This window comes from Nonomuraea corallina, assembly GCF_027620315.1.
GTDB classification, from domain to species: domain Bacteria; phylum Actinomycetota; class Actinomycetes; order Streptosporangiales; family Streptosporangiaceae; genus Nonomuraea; species Nonomuraea corallina.
Genome location: NZ_JAPNNL010000035.1, coordinates 24,325 through 47,496, shown reverse-complemented (window position 1 = coordinate 47,496; position 23,172 = coordinate 24,325). Strand labels below are relative to the sequence as shown.

21 protein-coding genes, 1 pseudogene and 1 riboswitch are annotated in these 23,172 nt (G+C 74.2%); of the genes and pseudogenes, 2 read left to right on the top strand and 20 right to left on the bottom strand.

Features of this window, described 5'->3' with window-relative positions; translation table 11 throughout:
* The coding region (locus tag OUY22_RS12005) for a serine/threonine-protein kinase (RefSeq protein WP_270154948.1) at window positions 1-647 on the bottom strand (647 nt) is incomplete at its 3' end.
* Between the two features lie 108 nt (window positions 648-755).
* Complete coding sequence (locus OUY22_RS12000) at window positions 756-1,796, bottom strand: LLM class F420-dependent oxidoreductase (RefSeq protein ID WP_270154947.1); 1,041 nt, start codon at window positions 1,794-1,796, stop codon at window positions 756-758.
* A gap of 89 nt (window positions 1,797-1,885) precedes the next feature.
* Here OUY22_RS12000 and OUY22_RS11995 point away from each other — a divergent pair, with 89 nt between their 5' ends.
* On the top strand, window positions 1,886-2,773 hold the full coding sequence (locus OUY22_RS11995) for an endonuclease/exonuclease/phosphatase family protein (RefSeq protein WP_270154946.1): 888 nt from the start codon (window positions 1,886-1,888) through the stop codon (window positions 2,771-2,773).
* Between the two features lie 19 nt (window positions 2,774-2,792).
* On the opposite strand, the gene OUY22_RS11990 is transcribed toward OUY22_RS11995, so the two are convergent.
* The 11 genes from OUY22_RS11990 to OUY22_RS11940 form a co-directional block, all read right to left on the bottom strand.
* Window positions 2,793-3,389, bottom strand: a complete 597-nt coding sequence (locus OUY22_RS11990) for a nucleotidyltransferase family protein (RefSeq protein WP_270154945.1) — start codon at window positions 3,387-3,389, stop codon at window positions 2,793-2,795.
* Window positions 3,390-3,425: 36 nt separating this feature from the next.
* The gene (locus tag OUY22_RS11985) at window positions 3,426-4,535 is read right to left on the bottom strand and encodes an XdhC family protein (RefSeq protein ID WP_270154944.1); all 1,110 of its coding nucleotides are present in this window, start codon (window positions 4,533-4,535) and stop codon (window positions 3,426-3,428) included.
* On the bottom strand, window positions 4,528-5,649 hold the full coding sequence (locus OUY22_RS11980; protein WP_270154943.1) for a vWA domain-containing protein: 1,122 nt from the start codon (window positions 5,647-5,649) through the stop codon (window positions 4,528-4,530). Before OUY22_RS11980 ends, OUY22_RS11985 begins: the two co-directional genes overlap by 8 nt.
* On the bottom strand, window positions 5,642-6,508 hold the full coding sequence (locus tag OUY22_RS11975) for an AAA family ATPase (protein ID WP_270154942.1): 867 nt from the start codon (window positions 6,506-6,508) through the stop codon (window positions 5,642-5,644). Before OUY22_RS11975 ends, OUY22_RS11980 begins: the two co-directional genes overlap by 8 nt.
* Before the next feature lie 60 nt (window positions 6,509-6,568).
* A complete protein-coding gene (locus OUY22_RS11970) occupies window positions 6,569-7,021 on the bottom strand; it encodes a PH domain-containing protein (RefSeq protein WP_333486661.1) in 453 nt (150 codons plus the stop codon).
* Window positions 7,022-7,040: 19 nt separating this feature from the next.
* Window positions 7,041-7,511 (bottom strand): 6,7-dimethyl-8-ribityllumazine synthase, encoded by a 471-nt coding sequence (gene ribH, locus OUY22_RS11965; RefSeq protein WP_270154941.1) that lies wholly within the window; start codon window positions 7,509-7,511, stop codon window positions 7,041-7,043.
* Window positions 7,508-8,746 carry a bifunctional 3,4-dihydroxy-2-butanone-4-phosphate synthase/GTP cyclohydrolase II gene (locus OUY22_RS11960; protein WP_270154940.1) on the bottom strand — a complete coding sequence of 413 codons (1,239 nt, stop codon included), beginning with the start codon at window positions 8,744-8,746 and terminating at the stop codon, window positions 7,508-7,510. Before OUY22_RS11960 ends, ribH begins: the two co-directional genes overlap by 4 nt.
* Window positions 8,743-9,387, bottom strand: coding sequence for a nicotinamide riboside transporter PnuC (gene pnuC / locus OUY22_RS11955; RefSeq protein ID WP_270154939.1), 645 nt, complete (start codon window positions 9,385-9,387; stop codon window positions 8,743-8,745). The genes OUY22_RS11960 and pnuC overlap by 4 nt, the downstream gene beginning before the upstream one ends.
* Entirely contained in the window at window positions 9,384-9,974 is a 591-nt protein-coding gene (locus OUY22_RS11950; protein ID WP_270154938.1) for a riboflavin synthase, read from the bottom strand. The genes pnuC and OUY22_RS11950 overlap by 4 nt, the downstream gene beginning before the upstream one ends.
* Entirely contained in the window at window positions 9,975-11,069 is a 1,095-nt protein-coding gene (ribD, locus tag OUY22_RS11945; protein WP_270154937.1) for a bifunctional diaminohydroxyphosphoribosylaminopyrimidine deaminase/5-amino-6-(5-phosphoribosylamino)uracil reductase RibD, read from the bottom strand.
* Between the two features lie 101 nt (window positions 11,070-11,170).
* Window positions 11,171-11,301: riboswitch (FMN riboswitch) on the bottom strand.
* Window positions 11,302-11,369: 68 nt separating this feature from the next.
* On the bottom strand, window positions 11,370-12,179 hold the full coding sequence (locus tag OUY22_RS11940) for an oxygenase MpaB family protein (protein WP_270154936.1): 810 nt from the start codon (window positions 12,177-12,179) through the stop codon (window positions 11,370-11,372).
* Here OUY22_RS11940 and OUY22_RS11935 point away from each other — a divergent pair.
* Window positions 12,085-13,389, top strand: a pseudogene (locus tag OUY22_RS11935) (ABC transporter substrate-binding protein); the annotation flags it as partial. The gene OUY22_RS11940 and the pseudogene OUY22_RS11935 sit on opposite strands and share 95 nt — an antisense overlap.
* A 601-nt stretch (window positions 13,390-13,990) precedes the next feature.
* On the opposite strand, the gene rpe reads toward OUY22_RS11935, so the two are convergent.
* The 7 genes from rpe to OUY22_RS11895 form a co-directional block, all read right to left on the bottom strand.
* The gene (gene rpe / locus OUY22_RS11925; RefSeq protein ID WP_270154935.1) at window positions 13,991-14,650 is read right to left on the bottom strand and encodes a ribulose-phosphate 3-epimerase; all 660 of its coding nucleotides are present in this window, start codon (window positions 14,648-14,650) and stop codon (window positions 13,991-13,993) included.
* A 135-nt stretch (window positions 14,651-14,785) separates the two neighbouring features.
* Window positions 14,786-16,270, bottom strand: a complete 1,485-nt coding sequence (locus tag OUY22_RS11920; protein ID WP_408638146.1) for an RsmB/NOP family class I SAM-dependent RNA methyltransferase — start codon at window positions 16,268-16,270, stop codon at window positions 14,786-14,788.
* Window positions 16,267-17,196, bottom strand: coding sequence for a methionyl-tRNA formyltransferase (fmt, locus tag OUY22_RS11915; RefSeq protein WP_270154934.1), 930 nt, complete (start codon window positions 17,194-17,196; stop codon window positions 16,267-16,269). The genes OUY22_RS11920 and fmt overlap by 4 nt, the downstream gene beginning before the upstream one ends.
* Window positions 17,197-17,198: 2 nt before the next feature.
* Window positions 17,199-17,747: a peptide deformylase gene (gene def, locus OUY22_RS11910; RefSeq protein ID WP_270154933.1), complete on the bottom strand. Its 549-nt coding sequence runs from the start codon at window positions 17,745-17,747 to the stop codon at window positions 17,199-17,201.
* 34 nt (window positions 17,748-17,781) lie between these two features.
* A complete protein-coding gene (locus OUY22_RS11905; RefSeq protein WP_270154932.1) occupies window positions 17,782-19,104 on the bottom strand; it encodes a hypothetical protein in 1,323 nt (440 codons plus the stop codon).
* 37 nt (window positions 19,105-19,141) lie between these two features.
* A complete protein-coding gene (locus OUY22_RS11900) occupies window positions 19,142-20,647 on the bottom strand; it encodes a hypothetical protein (protein ID WP_270154931.1) in 1,506 nt (501 codons plus the stop codon).
* Between the two features lie 49 nt (window positions 20,648-20,696).
* Window positions 20,697-22,913 (bottom strand): primosomal protein N', encoded by a 2,217-nt coding sequence (locus tag OUY22_RS11895; protein WP_408638145.1) that lies wholly within the window; start codon window positions 22,911-22,913, stop codon window positions 20,697-20,699.
* Window positions 22,914-23,172: the final 259 nt, after the last annotated feature.

Sequence of the window (23,172 nt, the reverse complement as noted above, 5' to 3'; positions counted from 1 at the left end):
GCCGGGACGCCCTGGCGCAGGGCGCCGGGCGGGGCGATCGGCCCGTCCCGGTCGGGCGTGCGGCCGGTGAGCAGTTCGTAGCAGACCACGCCGAGCCCGAACAGGTCGGCAGGCGGCTGCCCCTCGCCGCCGGCGAGCCGCTCGGGCGCCTGGTAGCGGGGGTCGGCGGCCGCCTGGCCCGGCAGGCCGAAGCCGACGACCTTGAGCACGCCGCTGCCGGCCATGCGGAAGCTGTCGGGCTCGACCCTGCCGTGGACGAGTCCGGCGCGGTGGGCGGCGTCCAGGCCGGCCGCGGCCTGACCGATGAGGTCGCACACCTCGACCACGCGGAGCGGCCCGCGCGCGGCCAGTTCCTCGCCGAGGCTGGGCCCGGTGAGGAACTCCGTCACCAGGAACGGCGCGCCCTCGTGCTCGCCGACGTCCAGCACCATGGCCACGTTGGGATGGATCACCCGGGCGACGGCCTGCGCGTGGCGGCGCAGCGCCTCCCTGGTGTCGGCCCCCGCCTGGGCCCCCAGCGTCTTCACGGCCACGGTCCAGTCGGCGCGGGTGTCGTACCCCCGCCACACCTCATCCGCCGGACCGCCGCCGATGCGTTCATCAAGCCGGTACCGCCCGGCGACCAGGGACGGCGTCGCGTCGGACATATCTCCGCCAATACTCAGCAAGCCTCAGTTCCCGATCAACCATAGGCCCCCGGGGAAACGCCCGCCTCCTCCGCGGGGAAAGGCGGGCGTCCCGGCGTGAGTGCGGGGTCAGGAGGCGATGTCCTTGATGGTCTCGATGAGGCGGACCCGCTCCTCGTGGGTGCGGCCGAGCGGGGTGACGTTCAGCGTGGTGACTCCGGACTCCTTCATGGCCTGCAGCCGGTCGCGCACGAAGCCCTCGTCCCCGACCAGCGACATCAGCTCCAGCAGCTCGCGCGGCACCAGCGCGGCCGCCTCGTCCTTCTTTCCGTCGAGGTAGAGCTCCTGGATCTGCTCGGCCTCCTTCTCGTAGCCGTAGCGCCGCGCCAGGTTGTTGTAGAAGTTCTTGCCCTTGGCGCCCATGCCGCCGATGTAGAGGGCGGCCATCGGCCGGCCGAGGTCCAGCAGGCCGTCGGCGTCGTCGCCGATGTACAGCGACGCCTGCGCGACCACGTCCAGCTCGCCCAGCTCGGGGTCGCGCTTGGCCTTGCCCGCGGCGAGCGCGGCGCCCCACACGTCGGCGGCCTTCTCCGGCACGTAGAAGATCGGCTCCCAGCCCTCGGCGACCTCGGCGGCCAGCTCGACGTTCTTGGGGCCGATGGCGGCCAGCACGATCGGGATGCGGGACCGTACCGGGTGGTTGATGATCTTCAGCGGCTTGCCCAGGCCGGTGCCCTGGTCGGGCGGGAGCGGCAGCGTGTAGTGGCGGCCGTCGTACTGCAGGCGCTCGCGCCGCCACACCTGACGGCAGATCTCGATGACCTCCCGGGTACGGCCGATCGGCGCGGTGTAGGGGACCCCGTGGAAGCCCTCGATGACCTGCGGGCCGGAGCTGCCCAGGCCCAGGGTGAAGCGGCCGTCGGAGACGTAGTCCAGGCCGGCGGCCGTCATGGCCAGCAGCGCGGGCGTGCGCGAGTAGATCGGCAGGATGCCGGAGGCGATCTGCAGCCGCTCGGTGACGGCCGCGATGTAGCCCATCTGGCTGACCGCGTCGAAGCTGTAGGCCTCGGCGATGAAGACGATGTCGAGCCCGGCCTTCTCGAAGTCGGCCAGCTCGGTCACCGTTTCCTTGAAGCCTCCGGAGTAGCCCAGTGTCATTCCGATACGCATGCCGACTCCCACCACAGAATGATGTTCCGTTCCGATGCCTCAGGTTAGCGCGTCCCCGTGCGGGGCAGCGAGGGGCTACCTTGTCCAGAGTGCTGAAGCGCGTCGTCGTCGCCCTGTCCGCCGTCGTCGCCATGGTGCTGGCCGGACACCGGTTCGTGCCCGCGCTGGGCGGTTTCACGACGGTCGTGGAGAGCCTGTTGCCGTGGCTGGGCCTGGCCGTGCCGGTTCTGCTGGTGGGCGCGCTGCTGGCCCGCTCCCCCACCGCCGCCGGGGCCGCGCTGGCGCCCGGCCTGGTGTGGGGGGTCATGTTCGGGCCGGCGCTGCTGCGCCCGCCGCCCGGCGGGCCGAGCGACCTGGCGGTCGGCACGGTCAACGTGGGCGTGCGCAACGACGCCTCCGGCGAGGCCGTGCGCGCCGTGGCCGAGGACCTCGACCTGCTGGCCGCGCAGGAGCTGACCCCGGGCGGCCCGGCGGCCCGGCAGCTCAACCGGATGTTCGAGCACCGTTACGCGGTGAGCACCGTCGGCCTGTGGAGCCGCTACCCGATCACCAAGAGGCGCCCGCTGGACGTCGGCATGGGCTGGGTGCGGGCGCTGCGCGCGGAGGTGTCCACCCCGAAGGGCGACGTCACCGTGTACGTGATGCACCTGGCCTCGGCGCGGCCCGGCGAGACCTCCTCCAGGGACGCCTCGCTGGCGCAGGCGCGCAAGCTGATCGACCGCGACGGCAGCAAGCGGATCCTGCTGCTGGGCGACCTCAACACCGCCACCACCGACCGGGGCATGCGCGGGCTGACGCCGCCGCTGGCCGACGCGCAGGTCGTGGCGGGCCGCGGGTTCGGGTTCACCTGGCCGGCCGGCTTCCCGGTGACGCGGCCGGACCACATCCTGTTCCGCGGGATGCTGGCCGTCCGGGCCGGGGTGGCCCCGGCGACCGGCAGCGACCACCGGGCCGCCACCGCCGCGTTCCGTCTCTGACCGGTCCTGCCCCGCCGCCTCACCCCGCGTCCGGGCGGGCCTCCATGCGGGCCTCCATGCGGGCCTCCATGCGGGCCAGGTCGGCGAGGGTGTCGATGTCGGCGGGGTCGCCGGCGCACGGCACCTCGGTCACCAGCTCCGGATGGGCGGCCAGGAACGGCCGGGCCCCGACGTCGCCGCGGGCCAGGCCGGCGACCTCGGCGAAGTGACGGCGGCCGATCAGCACCGGGTTCCTGCGCCGGCCGTCGTAGGTGGCGACCGCCACGCAGGCGCCGGAGTCGATCAGGGCGCGCACCGCCTCGGGCCGCACCAGCGGCTGGTCCACCAGCGCGATCACCACGGCCCGCGTCTCCGGGGGCAGCGCCGCCAGCCCCACCCGCAGCGAGGACCCCATGCCGGAGCGCCAGTCGGGGTTGCGCACGGTCACCGCCCGCCGCACCTGGACGGTCGCGGCCCCCAGCACCACCACGACCGGGTGGCAGCCGCCCTCCTCCAGCAGCCGCACCCCCCGGTCGACCAGCCGCTCCCCCGCCAGCTCCAGCAGCGCCTTGGGCCTGCCCAGCCGGGCGCCCTCGCCCGCGGCGAGCAGCAGCCCCGCCACCCCGCTCCCTTTCACGACCGTCGTCCTTCCCGTCCGTCCTATCCGTCCGTCCTATCCGTCCGTCCTATCGTCGTGGTGGATGCGGCCCCGGGTGGTCGACAGCGGCCGGCCGGACCCGCCCCAGCGGAGCTGGATCAGCTCGGCGGCGATGGACACGGCCGTCTCCTCCGGGGTCCGCGCCCCCAGGTCCAGCCCGATGGGCGAGCGCAGCCGGGCCAGCTCCGCGTCGGTCAGCCCGGCCTCGCGCAGCCGGTCCAGCCGGTCCTCGTGGGTGCGGCGCGAGCCCATGGCCCCCACGTAGCCGGCGGACGTGCGCAGCGCCACCTCCAGCAACGGCACGTCGAACTTGGGATCGTGGGTGAGCACGCAGATCACCGTGCGCTCGTCCACCGTGACGGACGCCAGATAGTCGTGCGGCCACTTGACCACGACCTCGTCGGCGTCCGGGAAGCGCTTGGCGGTGGCGAAGACCGGCCGGGCGTCGCACACGGTGACGTGGTAGCCGAGGAACTTGCCCACCCGGGCGACGGCCGCGGCGAAGTCGATCGCGCCGAACACCAGCATGCGCGGCGGCGGCGCGAACGAGTGGACGAACACCCCCAGGTCGTCCAGCCGCCGCTCGCCCTCGCCACCGTAGTGGCGCAGGCCGGTCAGCCCCTGGGCGAGCATGCCGCGCGCGTCGTCGTCGACGGCGTCGTCGAGGCGGCGCGGGCCGAGCGAGCCGGTGGCGCGGTCGGGCCAGATGATCCGGCGCGCGCCCAGCCGGCCGGGGCCGGAGACGATCGTGGCCACGGCCACCGGCTCACGCGCCTCGATCGAGGCCGCCACGTCGCCCAGTTCGGGGAACGTCTCCCGGGAGACCGGCTCGACGAAGACGTCGATGATGCCGCCGCAGGTGAGCCCGACGGCGAACGCGTCGTCGTCGGTGACCCCGTACCGCTGCAGGACGGGACGGCCGGTCCCGGCGGCCTCGGTGGCGAGCTCGAACACCGCGCCCTCGACGCACCCGCCCGACACGCTGCCCACCACCTCCTCGCCGCGCACGGCCATGGCGGCGCCGGGCGGCCGGGGGGCGCTGCTGAAGGTGCCGACCACCGTCGCGAGCCCGAACCGGGCGCCCGACGTCCACCAGCGCATGATCTCGGGGAGCACGTCACGCATGGGCGAGCCTTTCGGTGAGTTCCTCGTAGGCGGCCAGGCTGTGCCCGGCCACCAGGGCGTCGAGGTACGGCAGCGCGGCCCGCATGCCGCCGGTGAGCGGCTGGTAGTCCTCGTAGCCCTTGTGCGGGTTGACCCAGAGCACCCGGTGCGCCTGCCGGGCCAGCCGGGCCATCTGGGTGCGCAGCAGCTCCGGGTCGCCGCGTTCCCAGCCGTCGGAGGCGATGACCGCGATGGCGCCGCGCGCGCTGTGGCGGGACAGGAACTCCTTCAGCTCCTCCCCCAGCCGGGTGCCGCCGCTCCAGTCGGGGATGGTGCGCGACACCTCGTCCAGCGCGGTGCCGGGGTCGCGGTGGCGCAGCCCGGCGGTCAGGGCGGTGAGCCGGGTGCCGACCGAGAACACGCGGGTGGCGCGCGGCTCGCTGCGCACCAGGGCGTGGGCGAAGCGCAGCAGGGTCTCGGCGTAGGGCGACATGGAGCCGCTGACGTCGACGAAGAGCACGACGCGGCGCGGCCTGGTGGTGTGCCGCCGGCGCCGCAGCAGGGCCACCTCGCCCTTCTTGAGCGCGTCGCGGATGGTGCGGCGCCGGTCGAGCACGCCGCGGTGGGCGCTCTCGTACCGGCGGGAGCGGCGCCGGGCCCGTCCGGCCCGCAGCATGGCGAGCATCCGGTGCACCTCGGCGCGCTCGGCCTCGGTGAGCCGGGCGACGTCCCGGTGGCGCAGGACCTCGGTGCGGCTGGCGGTGGCGGGCGCGGCCTCGCCGTCGCGCTCGCCCTCGGCGCTGTCGGCGACCGAGGCGGTGTAGCGGTGGACGGAGGCGGTGGCGGCCGGGCCGGCGACGGCCCTGGCGCCGCCGAAGTAGGCGTGGAAGCAGCGGTCGTAGCGGGGCAGGTCGTCGGGGCCCGCGCAGAGGGTGAGGCGGCCCGCCCAGTAGACGTCGCCGGGGACGCCGGCGTCGAGGTGTTCGAGCGCGCGCAGGAAGCCCTGCGCGCGCTCGTGGTCGGCCGCGACCCCGGCCGCCCGCAGGGTACGGACGAACCCGGTCATGGTGGCGACCGGCGGCGCCGCGGAACCGGGCGGGGACCCGCCGGGGTCGTCCGGAGCGGGCTCAGTCACGGCGGAGCAGCCCGTTGCCCAGGACGTGTTCGACGTCCTCGCGGTACTTCAGGGCGGCGCCCAGCGTGGCGGCCGCCCGGTCCGGGTCGAGCTCCTGGGCGCCGAGCGTGAGCAGGGCCTCGGTCCAGTCGAGCGTCTCGGCGATGCCCGGCGGCTTGACCAGGTCGGCCCGGCGCAGCCGTTCGGCGGCCTCGGCGACCTGCCGGGCCAGCGCCTCGGTGCAGGCGGGCTGGCGGCGCAGCAGGATCGCCACCTCCCGGTCGAAGCTCGGGTGCTCCAGCCAGTGGTAGAGGCAGCGCCGCTTGAGCGCGTCGTGCACCTCGCGGGTCCGGTTGGAGGTGACCACGACGACCGGCGGCGTCTCGGCCCTGATCGTGCCGAGCTCCGGGATGGAGATGGTGAAGTCGGAGAGCACCTCCAGCAGGAACGCCTCGAACTCGTCGTCGGCCCGGTCGATCTCGTCCACCAGCAGCACGCTGGGCTGCGTCTCCAGCGCCTTCAGCAGCGGGCGGGCGAGCAGGAAGCGCCGCTCGTAGATCTCCCCTTCGAGCCGCCGCGGGTCGGTCACGCCCGCCGCCTCGGCCGCCTTGAGGTGGAGGAGCTGCCGGGCGAAGTCCCAGTCGTACAGGGCCTGCGCGGCGTCGAGCCCCTCGTAGCACTGCAGCCGGATCAGGGGCGCCCCGAGCAGCCCGGCCAGGGTCTTGGCCAGCTCGGTCTTCCCGACGCCGGCCTCGCCTTCCAGGAAGAGCGGCCGCCGCATCCGCAGCGCCAGGAACACGGCCGTGGCCAGTCCGTCGTCGGCCAGATACGCATGCCGGTCGAGGAGCTCGATGAGCTTTTCCGGCGACTCGATGTCCATCGCCCTCATTGTCCGCCGTGTCGGGCTTTCAGGCTACGGGTCAGCGCGCTTTCCTGATGTTCAGTCTTCGCGGGCCTCGCCGCGCTCGTGGATCAGGGCGGTGAGCTCGGCGATGGCGCGGCGCGCGGCGGGCTTCTCGGAGCCCTGGATGCCCATGGCGCCGATGGTCCGCCCGTCGGAGAAGTCGATCCGGGGCCACGGGTCGCCCTGCGTGAAGGTGACGTCGATGACCTCGGGCCAGGTGTAGCGGTGGGTGCGGGCGGCGTTGACCAGGGTGATGCCCTCCTCGTCGGCCTCCACCCTGACCCGGCCGAGCAGGTGGAGCACGTACGCCACCGCGCCGCCGAAGGCCACGATCGCGATGCGGTCGGGCAGCTGGAACGGCGGGGCGATGAGGATCGCCATCACCACCGCGCCGATCACGATCAGCGCGGCGAAGGCGTAGGCGACGATCCTCCCCCGGCGCGGACGCCAGGTCACGGGCAACGGAGGAGGAGTCACGGGCTCGGGCACCAGGTGAATCTATCGCAGGTCAGCCGAGGGTCCGCAGCAGGAGTGCGACCTCCAGCGCGGCCATCGCGGACTCGTACCCCTTGTCCTCCTTGCTGTCCGGCCGGCCCGAGCGGTCCAGCGCCTGGTCGAGGGTGTCGCAGGTGAGCACGCCGTTGCCGACCGGGGTGCGCTCGTCGAGCGAGACCCGGGTCAGCCCGGCGGTGACCGAGTCGCACACGTAGTCGAAGTGGGCCGTCTCCCCGCGGATGACCGCGCCCAGCGCCACCACCGCGTCGCAGCGGCGGGCCAGCGCCTGGGCGACCACCGGCAGCTCCAGCGAGCCGGGCACCCGGACCACGGTGGCGGTGGCGCCCGCGTCCTCGCAAGCGCGCACCGCGCGGTCCACCAGCCGGTCGGTGATGTCGGCGTGCCAGCTCGCGGCCACCACGCCGACGGTCAGCCCGGACGCGTCGGGCACTGCGGTGATCGCGGGACGGCCGTCGCCGCTCATGACGCCTCCTGGATGTCGTCGATGGCGCCCTCGATCTCGTGGCCCAGCCGGTCGCGCTTGGCCTGGAGATAGCGGGCGTTGTACGGGTTCGCCGCGACCGGCATCGCCTCGCGGCCGAGCACCTTGATGCCGTAGCCGTCCATGCCGGTGAGCTTGGCGGGGTTGTTGGTGAGCAGCCGCACGCTCTTGACCCCCAGGTCGGCGAGGATCTGGGCGGCGTTGGAGAACTCGCGGGCGTCGACCGGCAGCCCCAGTTCGAGGTTGGCGTCGACGGTGTCGACGCCGGCGTCCTGGAGGCTGTAGGCGCGCAGCTTGGCCAGCAGCCCGATGCCGCGCCCCTCGTGACCGCGCAGGTAGACGATCACGCCGCGGCCCTCGGCGGCGACGGCCGCCATGGCGTGGTCGAGCTGCACGCCGCAGTCGCAGCGCAGCGAGCCGAACACGTCGCCGGTCAGGCACTCGGAGTGGGCGCGGACCAGCACGTTCTCGCCGTCGGCGAGGTCGCCGAGCACGAGCGCGACGTGCTCGCCGCCGTCGAGCGCGCTGGAGTAGCCGTACGCCCGCCACGTCCCGTGGGCGTTGGGCAGGTTGGTCTCGGCGACCCGGGTGACCATGCTCTCGGTGCGCCGCCGGTAGTCGGCGAGCTGCTCGATGGAGATGAGCGCCAGGCCGTGCTCGTCGGCGAAGACGCGCAGCTCGGGCAGCCGGGCCATGGTGCCGTCGTCGTTGACCACCTCGGCCAGCACCCCGGCGGGGCTGAGCCCGGCGAGCCTGGCCAGGTCGACGGCGGCCTCGGTGTGGCCGCGCCGGGCCAGCACGCCGCCCTCGTGGTAGCGCAGCGGGAAGACGTGGCCCGGCCGCACCAGCTCGTACGGCTCGGTCGCGGAGTCGGCGAGCGCCCGGATGGTCCTGGCTCGGTCGGCCGCCGAGATGCCGGTGGTGACGCCGTCGCGGGCGTCCACGCTGATCGTGTACGCGGTGCGCAGCCGTTCCCTGTTGTGGTGGACCATGAGCGGCAGGCCGAGCCGGTCGAGCTCGCGGCCCTCCATCGGCACGCAGATCACGCCGCTGGTGTGCCGGATGGTGAAGGTGAGCAGCTCGGGCGTGGCCCGGGCGGCGGCGAAGATGATGTCGCCCTCGTTCTCGCGGTTCTCGTCGTCGACGACCACGACGGGCCGGCCGGCGGCGATGTCCTCGACGGCCCGCTCGACCGGGTCGAAGATGCCCCCGGTCATGCCGTCACCGCCAGACCCGCGGTGGCGGCGCGGTACTCGCGCAGCCACTTGACGAACCCGACCAGCACCATCACGAAGAAGATCCCGTACACCGCGCCGGAGACGTACAGCCCTGAGCTGAAGGCGACCGGGACGCCCACCAGGTCGACGGCCACCCAGACGATCCAGAAGTCGACGAGCGCCCGCCCCTGCGCCCAGGTGGCGACCGCGCCGCCGACGAAGATGTAGGCGTCGGCGGCCACCACGGCCAGCGGCGCGTCCGGGTACCACGACAGGTCGAACGTCTTGAACAGGGCCGTCACCACGATCGTGCCGGCCACCGCCGCGGCGATCAGGGTCAGCCGCTCGCGCCCGGTCGCGGGCCGGACGACCAGCTCGTGCTGCTGGGTGCCCTGGCGCCACTTCCACCAGCCGTAGATGGCCAGGAGGCCGAACAGGGCCTGCTTGAGCGCGTTGCCGGTGACGTGCGCGCTGATCGAGGCGGCGAAGAGCAGGACGGCGCCGGTGAACTGCACCGGCCACGTCCAGATGGACTTGCGCATGGCGAGCACCACGGTCGCCAGCGCGCAGATGTTGCCGATCAGGTCGGTCCACCTCACCGGCAGACCGAAGATCTCGATCGATGCGTCCGCCCAGCTCATCGGGCGCCCACCAGCCTCTCCACGTACTTCGCGATCACGTCCACCTCGAGGTTCACCAGGTCGCCCACCCGGCGCTCGCCCAGGGTGGTGAGCTTGAGCGTGGTCGGGATGAGGCTCACGCCGAAGCTTCCTTCGTCAACAGTGGTCACGGTCAGGCTGATTCCGTCGACGGCGATCGAGCCCTTCTCGGCGACGTACCTGCTCAGCGACGCCGGCAGGGTGAAGCGCAGGTCGTCCCAGGTGTCGCCGGGCCGCCTGGACAGCAGCTCGGCGGTGCCGTCGACGTGGCCCTGCACGATGTGGCCGCCGAGCCGCTGGTCGGCCCGGACCGCGCGTTCGAGGTTGACCTCCGCGCCCGGCGTCAGGGCGCCCAGCGAGCTGCGGTCGAGCGACTCCTTCATGACGTCCACGGTGAAGACGTCGCCGAGCACGTCGACGACGGTCAGGCAGACGCCGTTGACCGCGATCGAGTCGCCGTGCCGGGCGTCGGAGGTGACCACCGGGCCGCGCACCGACAGCGTGGCCCCGCCGCCGGCCGGCTCGACGGCGACGACCTCGCCCTTCTCCTCGATGATTCCGGTGAACATTCATCTCTCCCTGGAGGGGTGCGGGGGCGCGGGGCGTGCGACGAGCCGCACGTCCGGCCCGATGGGGGAAACCTCGTCGAAGATCAGACGGTGCGCCTCGCCGATGGTGCGCACCCCCGCCTCGCCCAGCGCGGCGGGGCCGGCGCCGAGGAAGGCGGGCGCCACGTAGGCGACGACCCGGTCGACCAGCCCTTCGGCCAGGAACGCCCCGGCCAGCGTGGGGCCGCCCTCCAGGAACACGCTGACCACCTCGCGGGCGGCGAGCTCCTTGAGCAGGGCGCGCAGGTCCAGGCCGCGCCCCGCGCGGGGCACCCGCAGCAGGTCGGCGCGCAGGGACGTGACGGTGCCGTCGGCGACGGCGACGAGCGTGGGGGCGGCGCCGTCGAGCACCCGCGCGGTGGCCGGGGTCCTGGCGTCCGGGTCGACCACCACGCGCAGCGGGCGGCCCCCGGTCAGGGCGGGCCTGGCGGTGAGCCGGGGGTCGTCGGCCAGCACGGTGCCGATGCCGGCCACGATCGCGTCGCTGCGGGCGCGGAGCCGGTGCACGTCGGCCCTCGCCTCGGGCGAGGTGATCCACTGGCTGGTGCCGTCGGCGGCGGCCGAGCGGCCGTCGAGGGTGGCGGCGAGCTTCCAGGTCACGTGCGGGCGGCCGAGCCTGGCGCAGGTCAGCCACTCGGCGTTGACCCGCTCCGCCTCCTGGGCCAGCACGCCCCCCGTCACCTCGACGCCGGCCGCGCGCAGCCGCCCGGCGCCTCCTGACGCCTTCGGGTTGGGGTCGGCCACCGCGTAGACGACGCGGGCCACGCCCGCCCGCAGCAGGGCGCGGCTGCACGGCCCCGTCCTGCCGGTGTGGTCGCAGGGTTCGAGGGTGACGTAGGCGGTGCCGCCGCGGGCGCGCTCCCCCGCCTCACGCAGCGCCGCGACCTCGGCGTGCGGGCCTCCGGCGTACGGGTGGAACCCCTCTCCCGCGACCGCGCCCGCGGCGTCGAGCACCACGCAGCCGACGACGGGATTGGGGCTGGTATGACCGTGACCGCGCGCGGCCAGCTCGACGGCGCGCGCCATGTGGACGTCGTCCTGCGGGGAACCCGCCACCGGGGCCTCCTACTCGCCAGTAGCTCCAAGCCATGGCGGGCCCCGGGGGGAACACGGTGCGCGAACGCGCCGTGGTGGCGTCCGGCTGGAACGCCGGACACCCGCGTGCTTCCTCCCATCCGGACTTTAACCGTCGGTCCCGGAATTTCACCGGGTCAACCGGCCGATGGCATCGGCCGGGTCGCGGACTGTCACCGCCGGTTCGGACTTTCACCGACCCCGGAGCACGCTAGCTCTGTTCATCTCAGTGTGCCATGTCCGAAATCGTGCGCGCGACCGGGGTTGCCCCGTGACGGGCGGTCAGGCGGCCATGAGCTTGCGGGCGCGGCGCGCGTCGGGGCTGTAGCGGACGTTCGCCGGCACCAGGCCGATGCCGGTGTGCAGGGCGCGCAGCGTGGCGGTGGCCCACAGGTCGCCGACCGGCGTGGCGGGCAGGCCGTACAGCCGCCTGGCCCAGCGCGGCAGCGTGGCGAAGGCGAGCATGGTCAGGGCGGGCACCACCGGCCGCAGCGTGTCGAACAGGCCCGGCAGCGGGGTGCGCAGGGACGCGCGGAGGGGGTGGGCCGCCTCGGGGACCAGGCGCAGCCCCGGTCGGGCCTGTTGGATGTAGGCGCGCAGCTCGGCGACCGAGCCCGGCACGGTGCGCGGGTCGAGGCCGACGACCTCGGCGGCGCGCCGCCACTCGGCCACGAACGCGTCGGCGTCGGCGTCGCCCAGCCGCACGCCCGCCCGGCGGGCCACGCTCAGGTAGGAGTCGACCTCGCCGACGTGGACCCAGCGCAGCGACGCGGGCTCGTCGAGGTGGTAGGTCTCCCCGGTGTCGGGGTCGCACGCGGTCAGGGTGGCGTGGATCTTGCGGACGCGGCGACCGGCCCGCTCGACCTCGGCGCGCGTCCCGTACGTGCGCACGCGGACGAACTCGGTGGTGCGCACGAAACGCGACCAGGCCTCGTCGGGGTCCATGAGGGCGGAGTTCTGCATGACGCCGCGCATCGCGCGGGGGTGGAGGCTCTGCATGAGAAGCGCGCGGAATCCGCCGACCAGCAGGATCGGCTCCCCCATCACCCGCCATGTCACGGACTCCGGCCCGAACAGCCCGTGGTCTTCCATGGGGAAGGACCTACCCGCTGAGGCATGTGCCCATGTCACAGGACTGTCATGGTTGTGCCGCAAGCTCGTCGGCGACCTCGCCACGGACGCCGTCCAGGTCTCCGACGGCGGCAAGACCTGGACCTTCACCCTCAAGGACGGGGTGAAGGGGCAGGACGGCTCGCCGATCACGTCCGAGGACGTGAAGTGGACGATCGAGCGGCTGTTCGCCCCGCACATCACCTTCGGTCCCTCGTACGTCCAGCAGTGGCTGACCGAGGCGGACTACAAGAAGGCGTACGAGGGCCCGTACGACGGCAAGCGGCTCGACACCATCGAGACGCCGGACGACAAGACGATCGTCTTCAAGTTCAACGTGCCGCACGCCGACGCCAACTACGCCTTCGCCATGGGCGGCTACGCGATCGTGCCCAAGGACAAGGACACCAAGGAGAAGTACGACAAGGAGCCCTTCTCCTCCGGCCCGTACGTGATCAAGTCGCACACCGTCGACAAGTCGATGGAGCTGGAGCGCAACCCGCACTGGGACGCCAACACCGACCCGATCCGCGGCGCCTACCCGGACGTCTGGAAGCTGGAGTTCGGCCAGGAGGCCCTGCAGATCACCGACCGCCTCGTCGCGGACAACGGCCCTGACCAGCAGGCGTTCACCTTCTACGCGGCGGTCCCGCCGGAGCGGCTGCAGCAGGTGCTCAACGACCAGAGCCTGGCCGAGCGGCGCATGGTCAACCCGTCCCCGTACGGCAACTACTACTACTTCAACCTCGACCGGGTGAAGGACATCAAGGTCCGCCAGGCGATCAACCACGCGTGGCCGTCGAAGCAGATCCAGCAGACGCTGGGCGGCCCGCAGGCCGCGGCGCTGCCGACGACGATCCTGAACGAGAACACCACGGTCGGCTACAAGCCGTACGACCTGTTCGGCAAGACGGCCAAGCCCGAGGGCGACATCGAGAAGGCCAAGCAGCTGCTGGCCGAGTCGGGCGATCCCAACCCGACCATCGTCTACGCCTACAACCAGACGCCCACCCGGGTGCAGGTCACCGTCGTGATCAAGAACGCCCTGGAGAAGGCCGGCATCAAGGTCGTGACCAAGCCGCTGGACCGCAAGACGTACTACGACTCGATCAGCCAGACCAAGAACGAGTTCGACCTGTACTGGGGCGGCTGGGGCTCCGACTGGCCGTCCGGCTCGACCGTGATGCCGATCATCTTCGGCCCGGTCAGCGACGGCGGCCAGAACATGTCGCACCTGCGCGAGCCCGAGCTCGACGCGAAGATGAAGGAGATCTCCGAGAACCCGGACATCGACGCGGCCAACGCCGCCTGGATGGAGCTGGACAAGGAGATCCAGGAGAAGTACACGCCGCTGGTCGTGGGTGAGAACCGGATCGCCACCACGCTGCACGGCTCCAAGGTGGGCGGCGCGGAGATCGACCCGCAGATGTGGATCGGCACCCTGGCCATGTACTTCTTCGTCTACCAGACGCAGGTCTTCTCCCAGCCCAAGTACGTGCCGATCACCGAGGACCCGCTCGGCTGGTTCAACGGGCTGCCGCTTCCGCACCCGCTGCTGGAAGGCGCTGGACAAGTGCGCGACCGAGGAGCCGCCGCTGCTGCGCCTGGACGGCAACCGCGAAGGTCACCTGACCGCCTGCCACTTCCCCGAGGAGCCGACGACCCAGGGCGAGGACGTCGTCCTGGACCCGGCGCTCCAGGACTGACCAGGGCCATTCAGCGCGGCGGCTCCGGCGGGCCGGACGCCTGCCGGAGCCGCCGCGTCCTCTCGACGGGACCGACCCGGCAGTGGGTCAGGAGGCCCCTTCGGCGAGCGCCCGCAGGGAGTCGACGGCCGCCACCCGGTCGTCGGCGCCGTAGACGGCGCTGCCCGCCACGAACACGTCCGCCCCGGCCTGCGCGCACCGCTCGATGGTGTCGGCCGAGACGCCGCCGTCGACCTGGAGCCACACCTGGCCGCCGTGCCGCTCGATGAGCGCCCGGGCCCGCCGGATCTTCGGCAGCACCACGTCGAGGAACGGCTGCCCGCCGAACCCCGGCTCCACCGTCATCAGCAGCAGCATGTCCAGCTCGCCGATCAGGTCCTCGTACGGCTCCACGGCCGTCGCGGGATTGAGCGCGAGCCCGGCCCTGGCCCCCTGCGACCGGATCTCCCGCAGGGTGCGCACGGGCGCCGAGGACGCCTCGGCGTGGATGGTCACGCTCCCCGCCCCGGCCTCCGCGTACGACGGCGCCCACCGGTCCGGGTCGTCGATCATGAGGTGGCAGTCGAGCGGCAGCGAGGTCGCCTTGCGCAGCGCCTCGACCACGGGCAGGCCCAGGGTCAGGTTGGGCACGAAGTGGTAGTCCATGACATCCACGTGCAGCCAGTCGGCGTTGGGCACCGCGGCGGCCTCGTCGGCGAGACGCGCGAAGTCGGCGGAGAGGATGCTGGGAGAGATCTGTACGGCCATGATGCCCCCGAGTCTAGGGGGTGCCCCTCCCCCGCCCGCTCACCTGGCGGCCGTCCGCCCGCGGACGCCGCCCTCGGACAGCCCCGCCGGGCCACCTGCGGCAGCCTCGCGGCGGCGTCCGAGCCGCGGCCGGTCTCAGGCGCGCTTGCGCAGCAGGGCCAGGAACATCGCGTCGGTGCCGTGCCGGTGCGGCCAGAACTGCGCGTGCGGCCCCTCGCCCAGCCCGCCGACCTCCGGCAGGTAGTCGCGGGCGTCGAGCTGCTCCACGTCGTCCCTGCGGGCCAGCACGTCACCCACCACCACCCGGGTCTCGGCCAGGTGCGGCGAACAGGTGACGTACGCGACGACCCCGCCGGGCCGGACCGCGTCCAGGGCGGTGCCGAGCAGCCGCCGCTGCAGCCGGCTCAGCTCGGCGATGCTGGAAGGGTCGCGCCGCCAGCGCGCCTCCGGCCGGCGCCGCAGCGCCCCGAGCCCGGTGCAGGGCGCGTCGAGCATGACCCGGTCGAACGCCTCCGGCCGCCACGCCGGCTCGGTCCCGTCGGCGGTGATCACGCCCGCGTCCACGGTCGTCTGCCACACCAGCCGCGCCCGATGGTGCTGCACGTCGGCGGCCACCAGCCGCGCCCCACCCGCGAACGGCCGCACAAGACCCGGCCGCACAGCACCGCCTGCCCGGCCACCGGCGCCGCCCGCCGCGGGTGTCGCGGCGAGCCCTTCCAGGTCGCCGTGGGTCGCGATGGCGTCCAGGAGCCCGGCCTTGCCGCCGGGGCCCGCGCACAGGTCGAGCCAGCGCTCGTCACGGCCGTCGAGCGGTACGCGGGTGAGCGCCAGCGCCACGAGCTGGCTGGCCTCGTCCTGCACGGCCGCGCGGGTCTCGGCCACGGCCGCGATCCGGCCGGGGTCGCCTTCCGGCAGGCAGGCCCCGTACGGGGAGTAGCGGGCGGGCTCGGCGCCCGCGTCGCGCAGCTCCTTCACCGAGGAGCGGCCGGGCCGGGCCACGAGCGTCACCTGGGGCCGGTCGTTGTCGGCCGCCAGCACGTCGGCGGTCTCCCCCGCGTCCTTGCCGAGCGCGTCGCGGAAGGCGGTCACCACCCAGCGCGGATGGCTGTGGGCCACGGCCAGGTGACCCGCCGGGTCGCGGTCCGGGTCGGGCGCGACGATCGGCACCCACTCCTCCAGCGACCGGCCGGCGATCTTGCGCAGCACCGCGTTGACGAACTTGGCCGCGCCCTGCCCGACGCGCAGCCGTACCAGGTCGACGCTGGTGCCGACGGCGGCGTGCGGCGGGATGCGCATCTGCAGCAGCTGGTGGGCGCCCAGCCGCAGCGCGTCGCGCACCGCCGGGTCGGGCGCGCGGTCGCTGCACGCCTCGATGACCGCGTCGTAGGTGCCGAGCCCGCGCAGCGTGCCGTAGGTCAGCTCGGTGGCGAGCGCCGCGTCGCGCCCGCTGATGCCGCGCTCGCGCAGGAGCCGCGGAAGCAGCAGGTTGGCGTACGCGTCGCGCTCCGCCACGGCGCGCATGACGTCGAAGGCGGCGTTGCGCGCCTGATCGCGCACCGGCCTGCCCGGCCTGCGCGGCTTCCTCGCGCCACCCCCGCCGGCGGCCCCCCGTGGTCTCACGCGAGCGTCTCCCCGTGGTCCGGGCGCACGCCGCGGGCCCACTCGACCGCGCTCATCAGGCGCTTTCCCTGAGGCTGGACGTCGCTCAGCTCGACGGGGTCGGTGGCCGTGCCGGCCAGCACGCGATGCTTGCCCGCGGACAGCTCGCCGGGGGCCAGGCGCTCCTCGCCGGCGGCGACCCGCACCGGGCCGAGCTTGATCCGCTGACCGCGGAACTCGGCCCACGGCCCCGGGTTGGGGGTGCAGGCGCGGATGAGCCGGTCGACGCGCATGGCGGGCGCGGCCCAGTCGACGCGGGCGTCGGCGACGGTGATCTTGGGAGCGAGGCTCACCCCGTCGGACGGCTGCGGGCGGGCCTCGATCGTGCCGTCCTCGATGCCGTCGAGGGTGGCGGCGAGCAGGCCGGCGCCGGAGACCGACAGCCGCTCCAGCAGCACGCCGCTGGTGTCGTCGGGCTTGACCTCCTCGGTGACCACCCCGAAGACGGGACCGGCGTCGAGCTCCTTGACGATGCGGAACGTGGTCGCGCCGGTGATCTCGTCACCGTGGAGCACGGCGTGCTGCACGGGGGCGGCGCCGCGCCAGGCGGGCAGGATCGAGAAGTGGAGGTTGACCCAGCCGTGGCGGGGGACGTCGAGCGCCGCCTGCGGCAGCAGCGCGCCGTACGCGACGACGGGGCAGCAGTCGGGCTCCAGGGCGCGCAGCCGGTCGAGGAAGTCCGGGTCTCCGGCCTTGGCCGGGCGCAGCACCTCGATGCCGGCCTCCTCCGCCAGCTCGGCCACCGGCGAGGGGTGGACCTTGCGCCCGCGTCCGGACTGGGCGTCGGGCCGGGTGACGACCGCGACGACCTCGTGGCGCGGCGAGTCGATGAGGACCCGCAGCGACGGCAGCGCCGTGTCCGGGGTGCCGGCGAAGACCAGGCGCATCGTCAGAGGGCCTTTCCGCCGGTCGGGTGGGGCGAGAACTTGACCTGGGGCGCCTGCAGCCCGCTCCACTCGGCCTCGCGCACGGCCTTCATGGCCAGCTTGCGCTGCTTGGCGTCCATCCGGTCGATGAACAGGATGCCGTCGAGGTGGTCGGTCTCGTGCTGGAAGCAGCGCGCCATCAGGTCGGTGCCCTCCAGCACGATCGGCTCGCCGTGCATGGTGAAGCCCTTGGCGACCGCCCGGACCGCGCGCGGCGTCGGGAAGGACAGGCCGGGGAAGGACAGGCAGCCCTCCTCGCCCTCCTCGTCGATCTCGCTGGACAGGTCGAGGTCGGGGTTGACGAGGTGGCCGAGCTGGTCGTCGACGTAGTAGGTGAACACGCGCAGCCCGACGCCGATCTGCGGGGCGGCGAGCCCGGCGCCCGGCGCGTCCATCATCGTGTCGGTGAGGTCTTTGACGAGCTTGCGGAGCTCCTTGTCGAAGTCGACCACCGGAGCCGCCGGGCTGCGCAGCACCGGATCGCCGAACAGCCGGATCGCCTGGATCGCCAAGGGTCACTCCGTTCCTTCGAGGGATCTGCTCAGTTTAGTGGGCGAACGAGCGAGCCTTCATCGCCGCTTTGCGCGCGGCCTTGACGACGGTCTCGTCGGCGTGGGCGCGGGCGAGCATGTCGAGCACGGCGACGGTGTCGGGGTGGCCGGCGGACGGCATCTCGGCGATCAGGCGGACGAGGTCCTCGGCGGGTTCGGGCGTGTCGAGCCGCTCGGCCGCGTGACCGGACAGGCGCATGAGGGCGGCCAGCGAGTCGACGGCGATCCAGGTGTGGTCCTCCGGGCTGAGCGGGGGCGCGTCGAGGTCGCGGATGTGCAGCCAGGAGGCGGCGTAGCGGCGCATGAGCGGCAGGTCGAGCGCCTCGCGCAGGGCCGCCTCGGCCTCGGGGCCGAGCTCCTCCAGGACGGCTCCGACGGCGCCGCGGTGGCCGGCGCCGCTCTCGGCGGCGATGGCGATCAGCTCGCGGGCGGCCTCCTCCGGCGGTCGCCGCTCCAGCCAGCCGGCCACGGCGCTCTGCGTGGCCGACCCGCCGACCAGGGCGTCGACCAGCTCGGCGGCGGTCAGGTCGGCGAACACCTCCACCTCGGCGGTGGTGGGCGCGTCGTGGCCCTCGCGCAGCAGGTCGCGCCTGATGGCCCAGACGCCGAGCGGGGTGAGCGCGGCCCGGCCGGCGGCGGTCTGCTCGACCACGCCGCAGTAGGCGAGCAGCGACAGCGCCTCCAGCAGCTCGCCGGGCAGGTCCGCGGCCAGGCGGCGGGTGCCGGGCCGGCCGGGGCCGCAGGCGACCTCGTGGGACTGCAGGATGCCGCGGGCCAGGTTGGCGACCGCCACCCCGGACCGTACGGAGTAGATCGTGGCGAGCATCTCGGCCAGGTGATCGTCGATCACGGTGGAGCCGGTCAGGCCCTCGTCGGCGCGGTCGAGCACGTCCATGACCACGCCGTCCCAGAACTCGAGGGTCGCCTCGACGGTGAGCCGCTGCGGCAGCGGTCCCCGGGAGGCGCGCCCGCCGAGGATCTGGAGCAGGCCGGTGTTGACGGCGACGATCCAGACGAGACGCAGGCGCGCCGGGTCGATCCCGAGCTCGGCGGCCGCGGCTTCGGCGTCGGCCGGGGTGAGCATCCCCTCGGCGGTGACCGGGCGGGTGCCGGTCCAGCCGGCCAGGCGGATCGCGTCGGCCACGAGCGGCACCTGGGGGACGGCCCGGGCCAGCTCCGCGTCGCCGGCGAGGGTCACGGGCGGGAAGGTGAGCGCCTCCCGGTCCACGGGCGTCTCCTCCGGCGGCCGTGGCGGCACGGCGGCCTGCTCATCGATCAGCTTGCGCAGCTCGGCGAGGTCGAAGACGTTGTTTGCCACCCACGAAACTTACTGCACGCCCGTCACACAAGCGTACTCATCTGATGCGCCGCGAGCGTGCCTTGAACGCGGCCTTGCGCGCGGCCTTGGCCGTGGTGGTGTCGGGCAGCGAGCGCCCGAGCAGCTCCAGGACCTCGGCCACGTCGGGGTGGTCGACCCGCCACATCTCCTCGATCAGGTGGGCGGGCGGGCCGGAGGCGGCCATGTTCTCGCCGAAGATCTCCGGCGCCTCCTGGGCGGCGGGCATCGCGAGCGCCAGCATGTCGACGCTGACCCACAGCAGCTCGTCGTGGGTGAGCTGCGGAGTGGGCAGGCCGCGGGCGGTGAGCCAGTGGATGGCGTGCGGCCGCAGCTCCGCCTCGTCGAGGCCGGCGCGTACCGCGTCCTCGGCCTCCGCGCCGAGCCGGTCGACGATGGTGACGGCGATCCCGCGGGCCACGGCGGGCGCCCCCGAGGCGGCGGCGAACAGCTGTGCGGCGGCCTCGCCGGGGCTCCTGGCGGCCAGCCACCGCTCGATGTCGGACTCGGCCAGCTCGGTCGGCACGCCGTCGAGCAGCCCTTCGATGAGCCCGCGCGCGTCGGCCTCGGCCAGGTCGGGCGCCTGCGGCGCGTCGAGGCCGAGCGCGAGGTAGTGCTCGCGCAGCGCCCACACGGCCGCGGGGGTGAGCCCCGCCGCCGCCCGCGCGCCGTCGCCCGTGACGCGCACGAGACCGCACCAGGTCAGGCGGGCGAGCACCGCGGGCACGTCCACCTCGTCGTCGACGAGCTCCTCCAGGTATTCGCCGATCACCTCGGCGGGCACCGGCGCCTGCACCCGGTAGAGCATGTCGAACAGGTCGTACAGCTCCTCGTCCACCCCCGCCGAGCCGGTGACCCCGCCGCCGGTGTCGCCCTCGACCAGGTGGGCCACGACCGTCGACCACCGGCCCAGCGGGTCGGCGGGGACGCTCAGCCCTTCCAGGTACGCCACCGCGCCCCGGTCGAGCTCGGCCAGGAGCGGGATGTCGCGCAGCTCGGCCTCCAGCGCCTCCGGCGCCGCCAGCCGGACGGCGGGCCGCGGCGCGCAGCCGGGGCAGTCGCAGGGCGCCTCCCCCAGGTCGGGCACCTCGCCGGACGGGATGGCGACCGACTGCTCCAGCGCCTCGGGCCCGATGGAGCCGAACAGGCTCTTGGCCATGCCGAAGTTGGCCGGGTCGGCCAGGGCGTCGGGCATGAGGGTCTCGATGTCGTCGAGCCGCTCGCGCATGGCGGTGGCGGCCCCGCCCTCGACCTCGCCCGACTCCTGCAGGTAGCGGACGAAGGTGCGGGCCGCGGCGACGGTCTCCCCGGCGCTCTCCGGCGGCGCGATGACCTTGCGCGGATAAATGGACAGCAGCAGCTCGTCGAAGGTCTCGGGCGTGAAGTCGGCGAGCTTGTTGACGTTCAGGTAGTCGCTGGCGTAGTCGCAGAGCAAGCGGACCTCGTCCGCGTCCACCTCGACGTCCCGGGCACGCCCCCAGGCGCGCAGGTCGTCGACGGCCGAGTTCACCCATTCGATCGACACACAGGCACGCTAACGGCTCACTTACGGATGAGCGAATCGGGGAAACGGCCTAAATCAGGTCGAGGGGGTCCACACACACCTTCACCACCTCTGGTGCCTTTCTGGCCGCGCGCACCCCACTGGCCCCTTTGAGCGCGGTGGCCAGGGCCGCCCCGCCGGTGCGCGGGACCCGTACCATGGCGCGTTCCTGGCCCGCGTCGTCCACCGGCACCGGACCGAGGACCTGGGCGCCATGGGGCAGGCGGGACTCCTCCAGCATCTGCCGCACGGCCGCGGCGGCGCCGGTGAGCGTGGCCATCCGCACCGCGGGCGGGAACCCCAGCTCGGCCCGGTCGGCCAGCTCGCGCTCGGCGTGCGTGACCGGGTCCCAGCGCACCAGCGCCTGCACGGCGGGCAGCGCGGCGTCGGCCAGCACCACGAGCCCGGCGCCGGGACGGAGCAGCGCGGCGGCGTTCAGCCACCGGCGCACCGCCTCCTCCCCCGCCCGCAGGTCGGCCCGGCCCAGCAGCGCCCACCCGTCGAGCAGCACGGCGGCCGCGTACCCGCCCTCCGCGACGGGTTCGGCCCCCGGCGTCGCCACGACCAGCGCGGGGCCGGCGGGCAGCCGGGCCAGCACGCCGTCACGCCCGGACGTCCGCACCGGCACGGACGGGAACGCCCGGCCCAGCTCCTCGGCGGTGCGCCTGGCCCCGACGACCACGGCGCGCAGCCGGTGACCGCCGCAGCCAGGACACTTCCAGGCGGCGTCCACCCGGCCGCACCAGCGGCAGTAGGGCGCCGCGTGCCCGGTGCGCAGGGCCAGGGGCCCGTGACAGGACTCCTCGGAGGCCGGGCTCCGCTCCGCCTCCCCCGCGCCGCCCTCCCGGCCCGCGCCACCCGGCCCGGGCCGCCCCTCCGGGGCCGCGCCAACGTGCGCCTCCTCACCGGGTTCCTCGTACGGGAGCAGTCCCTCACCGGGCGGCCCGTCGCCGCGCACCCACTCCTGGACGCTCGTCCGGGTCGGCGGATGGGCGCACCTGGCGGGAGCGCGGCACTGCGCGCACGCCAGCGCGGGCAGGTACCCCCGCCTGGGCACCTGCACCAGGACAGGCCCGTCCGCCAGCCCCTGGCGCAGCACCCGCCACGCCACGCTCGGCAGTCTGGCCGCCCGCGCCGCCTGGTCCCTGGCGAGCTCGGCGTCCTCGCCGGCGGCCCGCACGCGCGGCGCCCTGCGCCTGATCTCCTGCCGCGCGGCCACGATCGGGCGCGCCCAGCGGGTGGCGACGAGCTGCGTCGCCTCGGCCGTGCGCGCGTACCCGCCGATCAGCATGGCCGCGCCGGTGCGGTGCGCGCGCAGGCCGAGGACCTCGCGGGCGTGCGGGTACGGGGCCAGCCGCTCGGCGTGCAGGTCGTCGCCGTCGTCCCAGATGGCCACCAGCCCGAGCCCGTGGACGGGCGCGAACATCGCCGCCCTGGTGCCCACCACCGCGCGCACCTGCCCGCGCAGCACGCCCAGCCATCGGCGGTAGCGTTCGGCCGGGCCCAGGTCCGAGGTGAGCGCCACGTGCCGTCCGGGCCCGAGGAGCCTGCTCAGCTCCGCGTCGAGCAGCGCCACGTCCTTGCCGTCGGGCACCACCGCCAGCGCGCCCCTGCCGCCTTCCAGCGTCGCCCGTACGGCCTCGGCGAGCCCTGTCGCCCATCCGCCCGCGCCGGGCAGCGCGGTCCACACCGCGCGCGGCGTCCTGCCGTGGCGCAGCGCGTCGATGAACGACGGTCCCATCGGATAGTCCGCCCACGTCCCCGCGTCGGCGACGTCGTCCTGTCCCCGTCCGTCAGACTCCGAGGGCGGGCGGGCCGCCTCGGTCCTCGCGTGCCGGGGCGGGACGGCCAGGCGCAGGACGTCGGCCAGCGTCCCCGCGTAGCGGTCGGCCACCGCCCTGGCCAGCCCCGCGATCTCGGGCGTCAGCACCTGCTCGGGCGAGACGACGCGCTCCAGCGGGGTCAGCTTGCCCGTGTGGTCGCTCTGTCCGGCCCGTTCCAACAGGAACCCGTCCACCAGCTTGCCGGCGAACCGCACCCGCACCCGCACTCCCGGCCGGGCCGTCCCGTGCAGCGTCGCGGGCACCAGGTAGTCGAACGGCCGGTCGAGGTGAGGCAGCGGGTTGTCCACGGCCACCCGCGCGACGGGCAGCTCGGGGGCGGGGACGACGGCTCCCGTGGTGTCCTTCGACGACGCGGCGGGCCGCACGGCGTCGAGCGGCAGGAGCGCGTCGTCGGAGTCGGTCACGCACTACGTCTACCAGACGCACCGGCCGGCGACGCCCCCACCGACAAGCCGGCCCCAGGTCACACAGCGCCCGCCGATCACAGCAGCCGCCGCCCGCCCCGCCACCGAGAGCCGGACCGCCGGGAAACACGCTCGGGAAACACGCTGCTCGCCGCCGAGAGGCGACCGGACTGCTCGGAAGCGCGCCCTCATGACGCCCACCCGTACCGAAAGCAGGCCCCGGCCCCGCCGGGCAGACGGCGGGGCCGCGGGAGCGGCC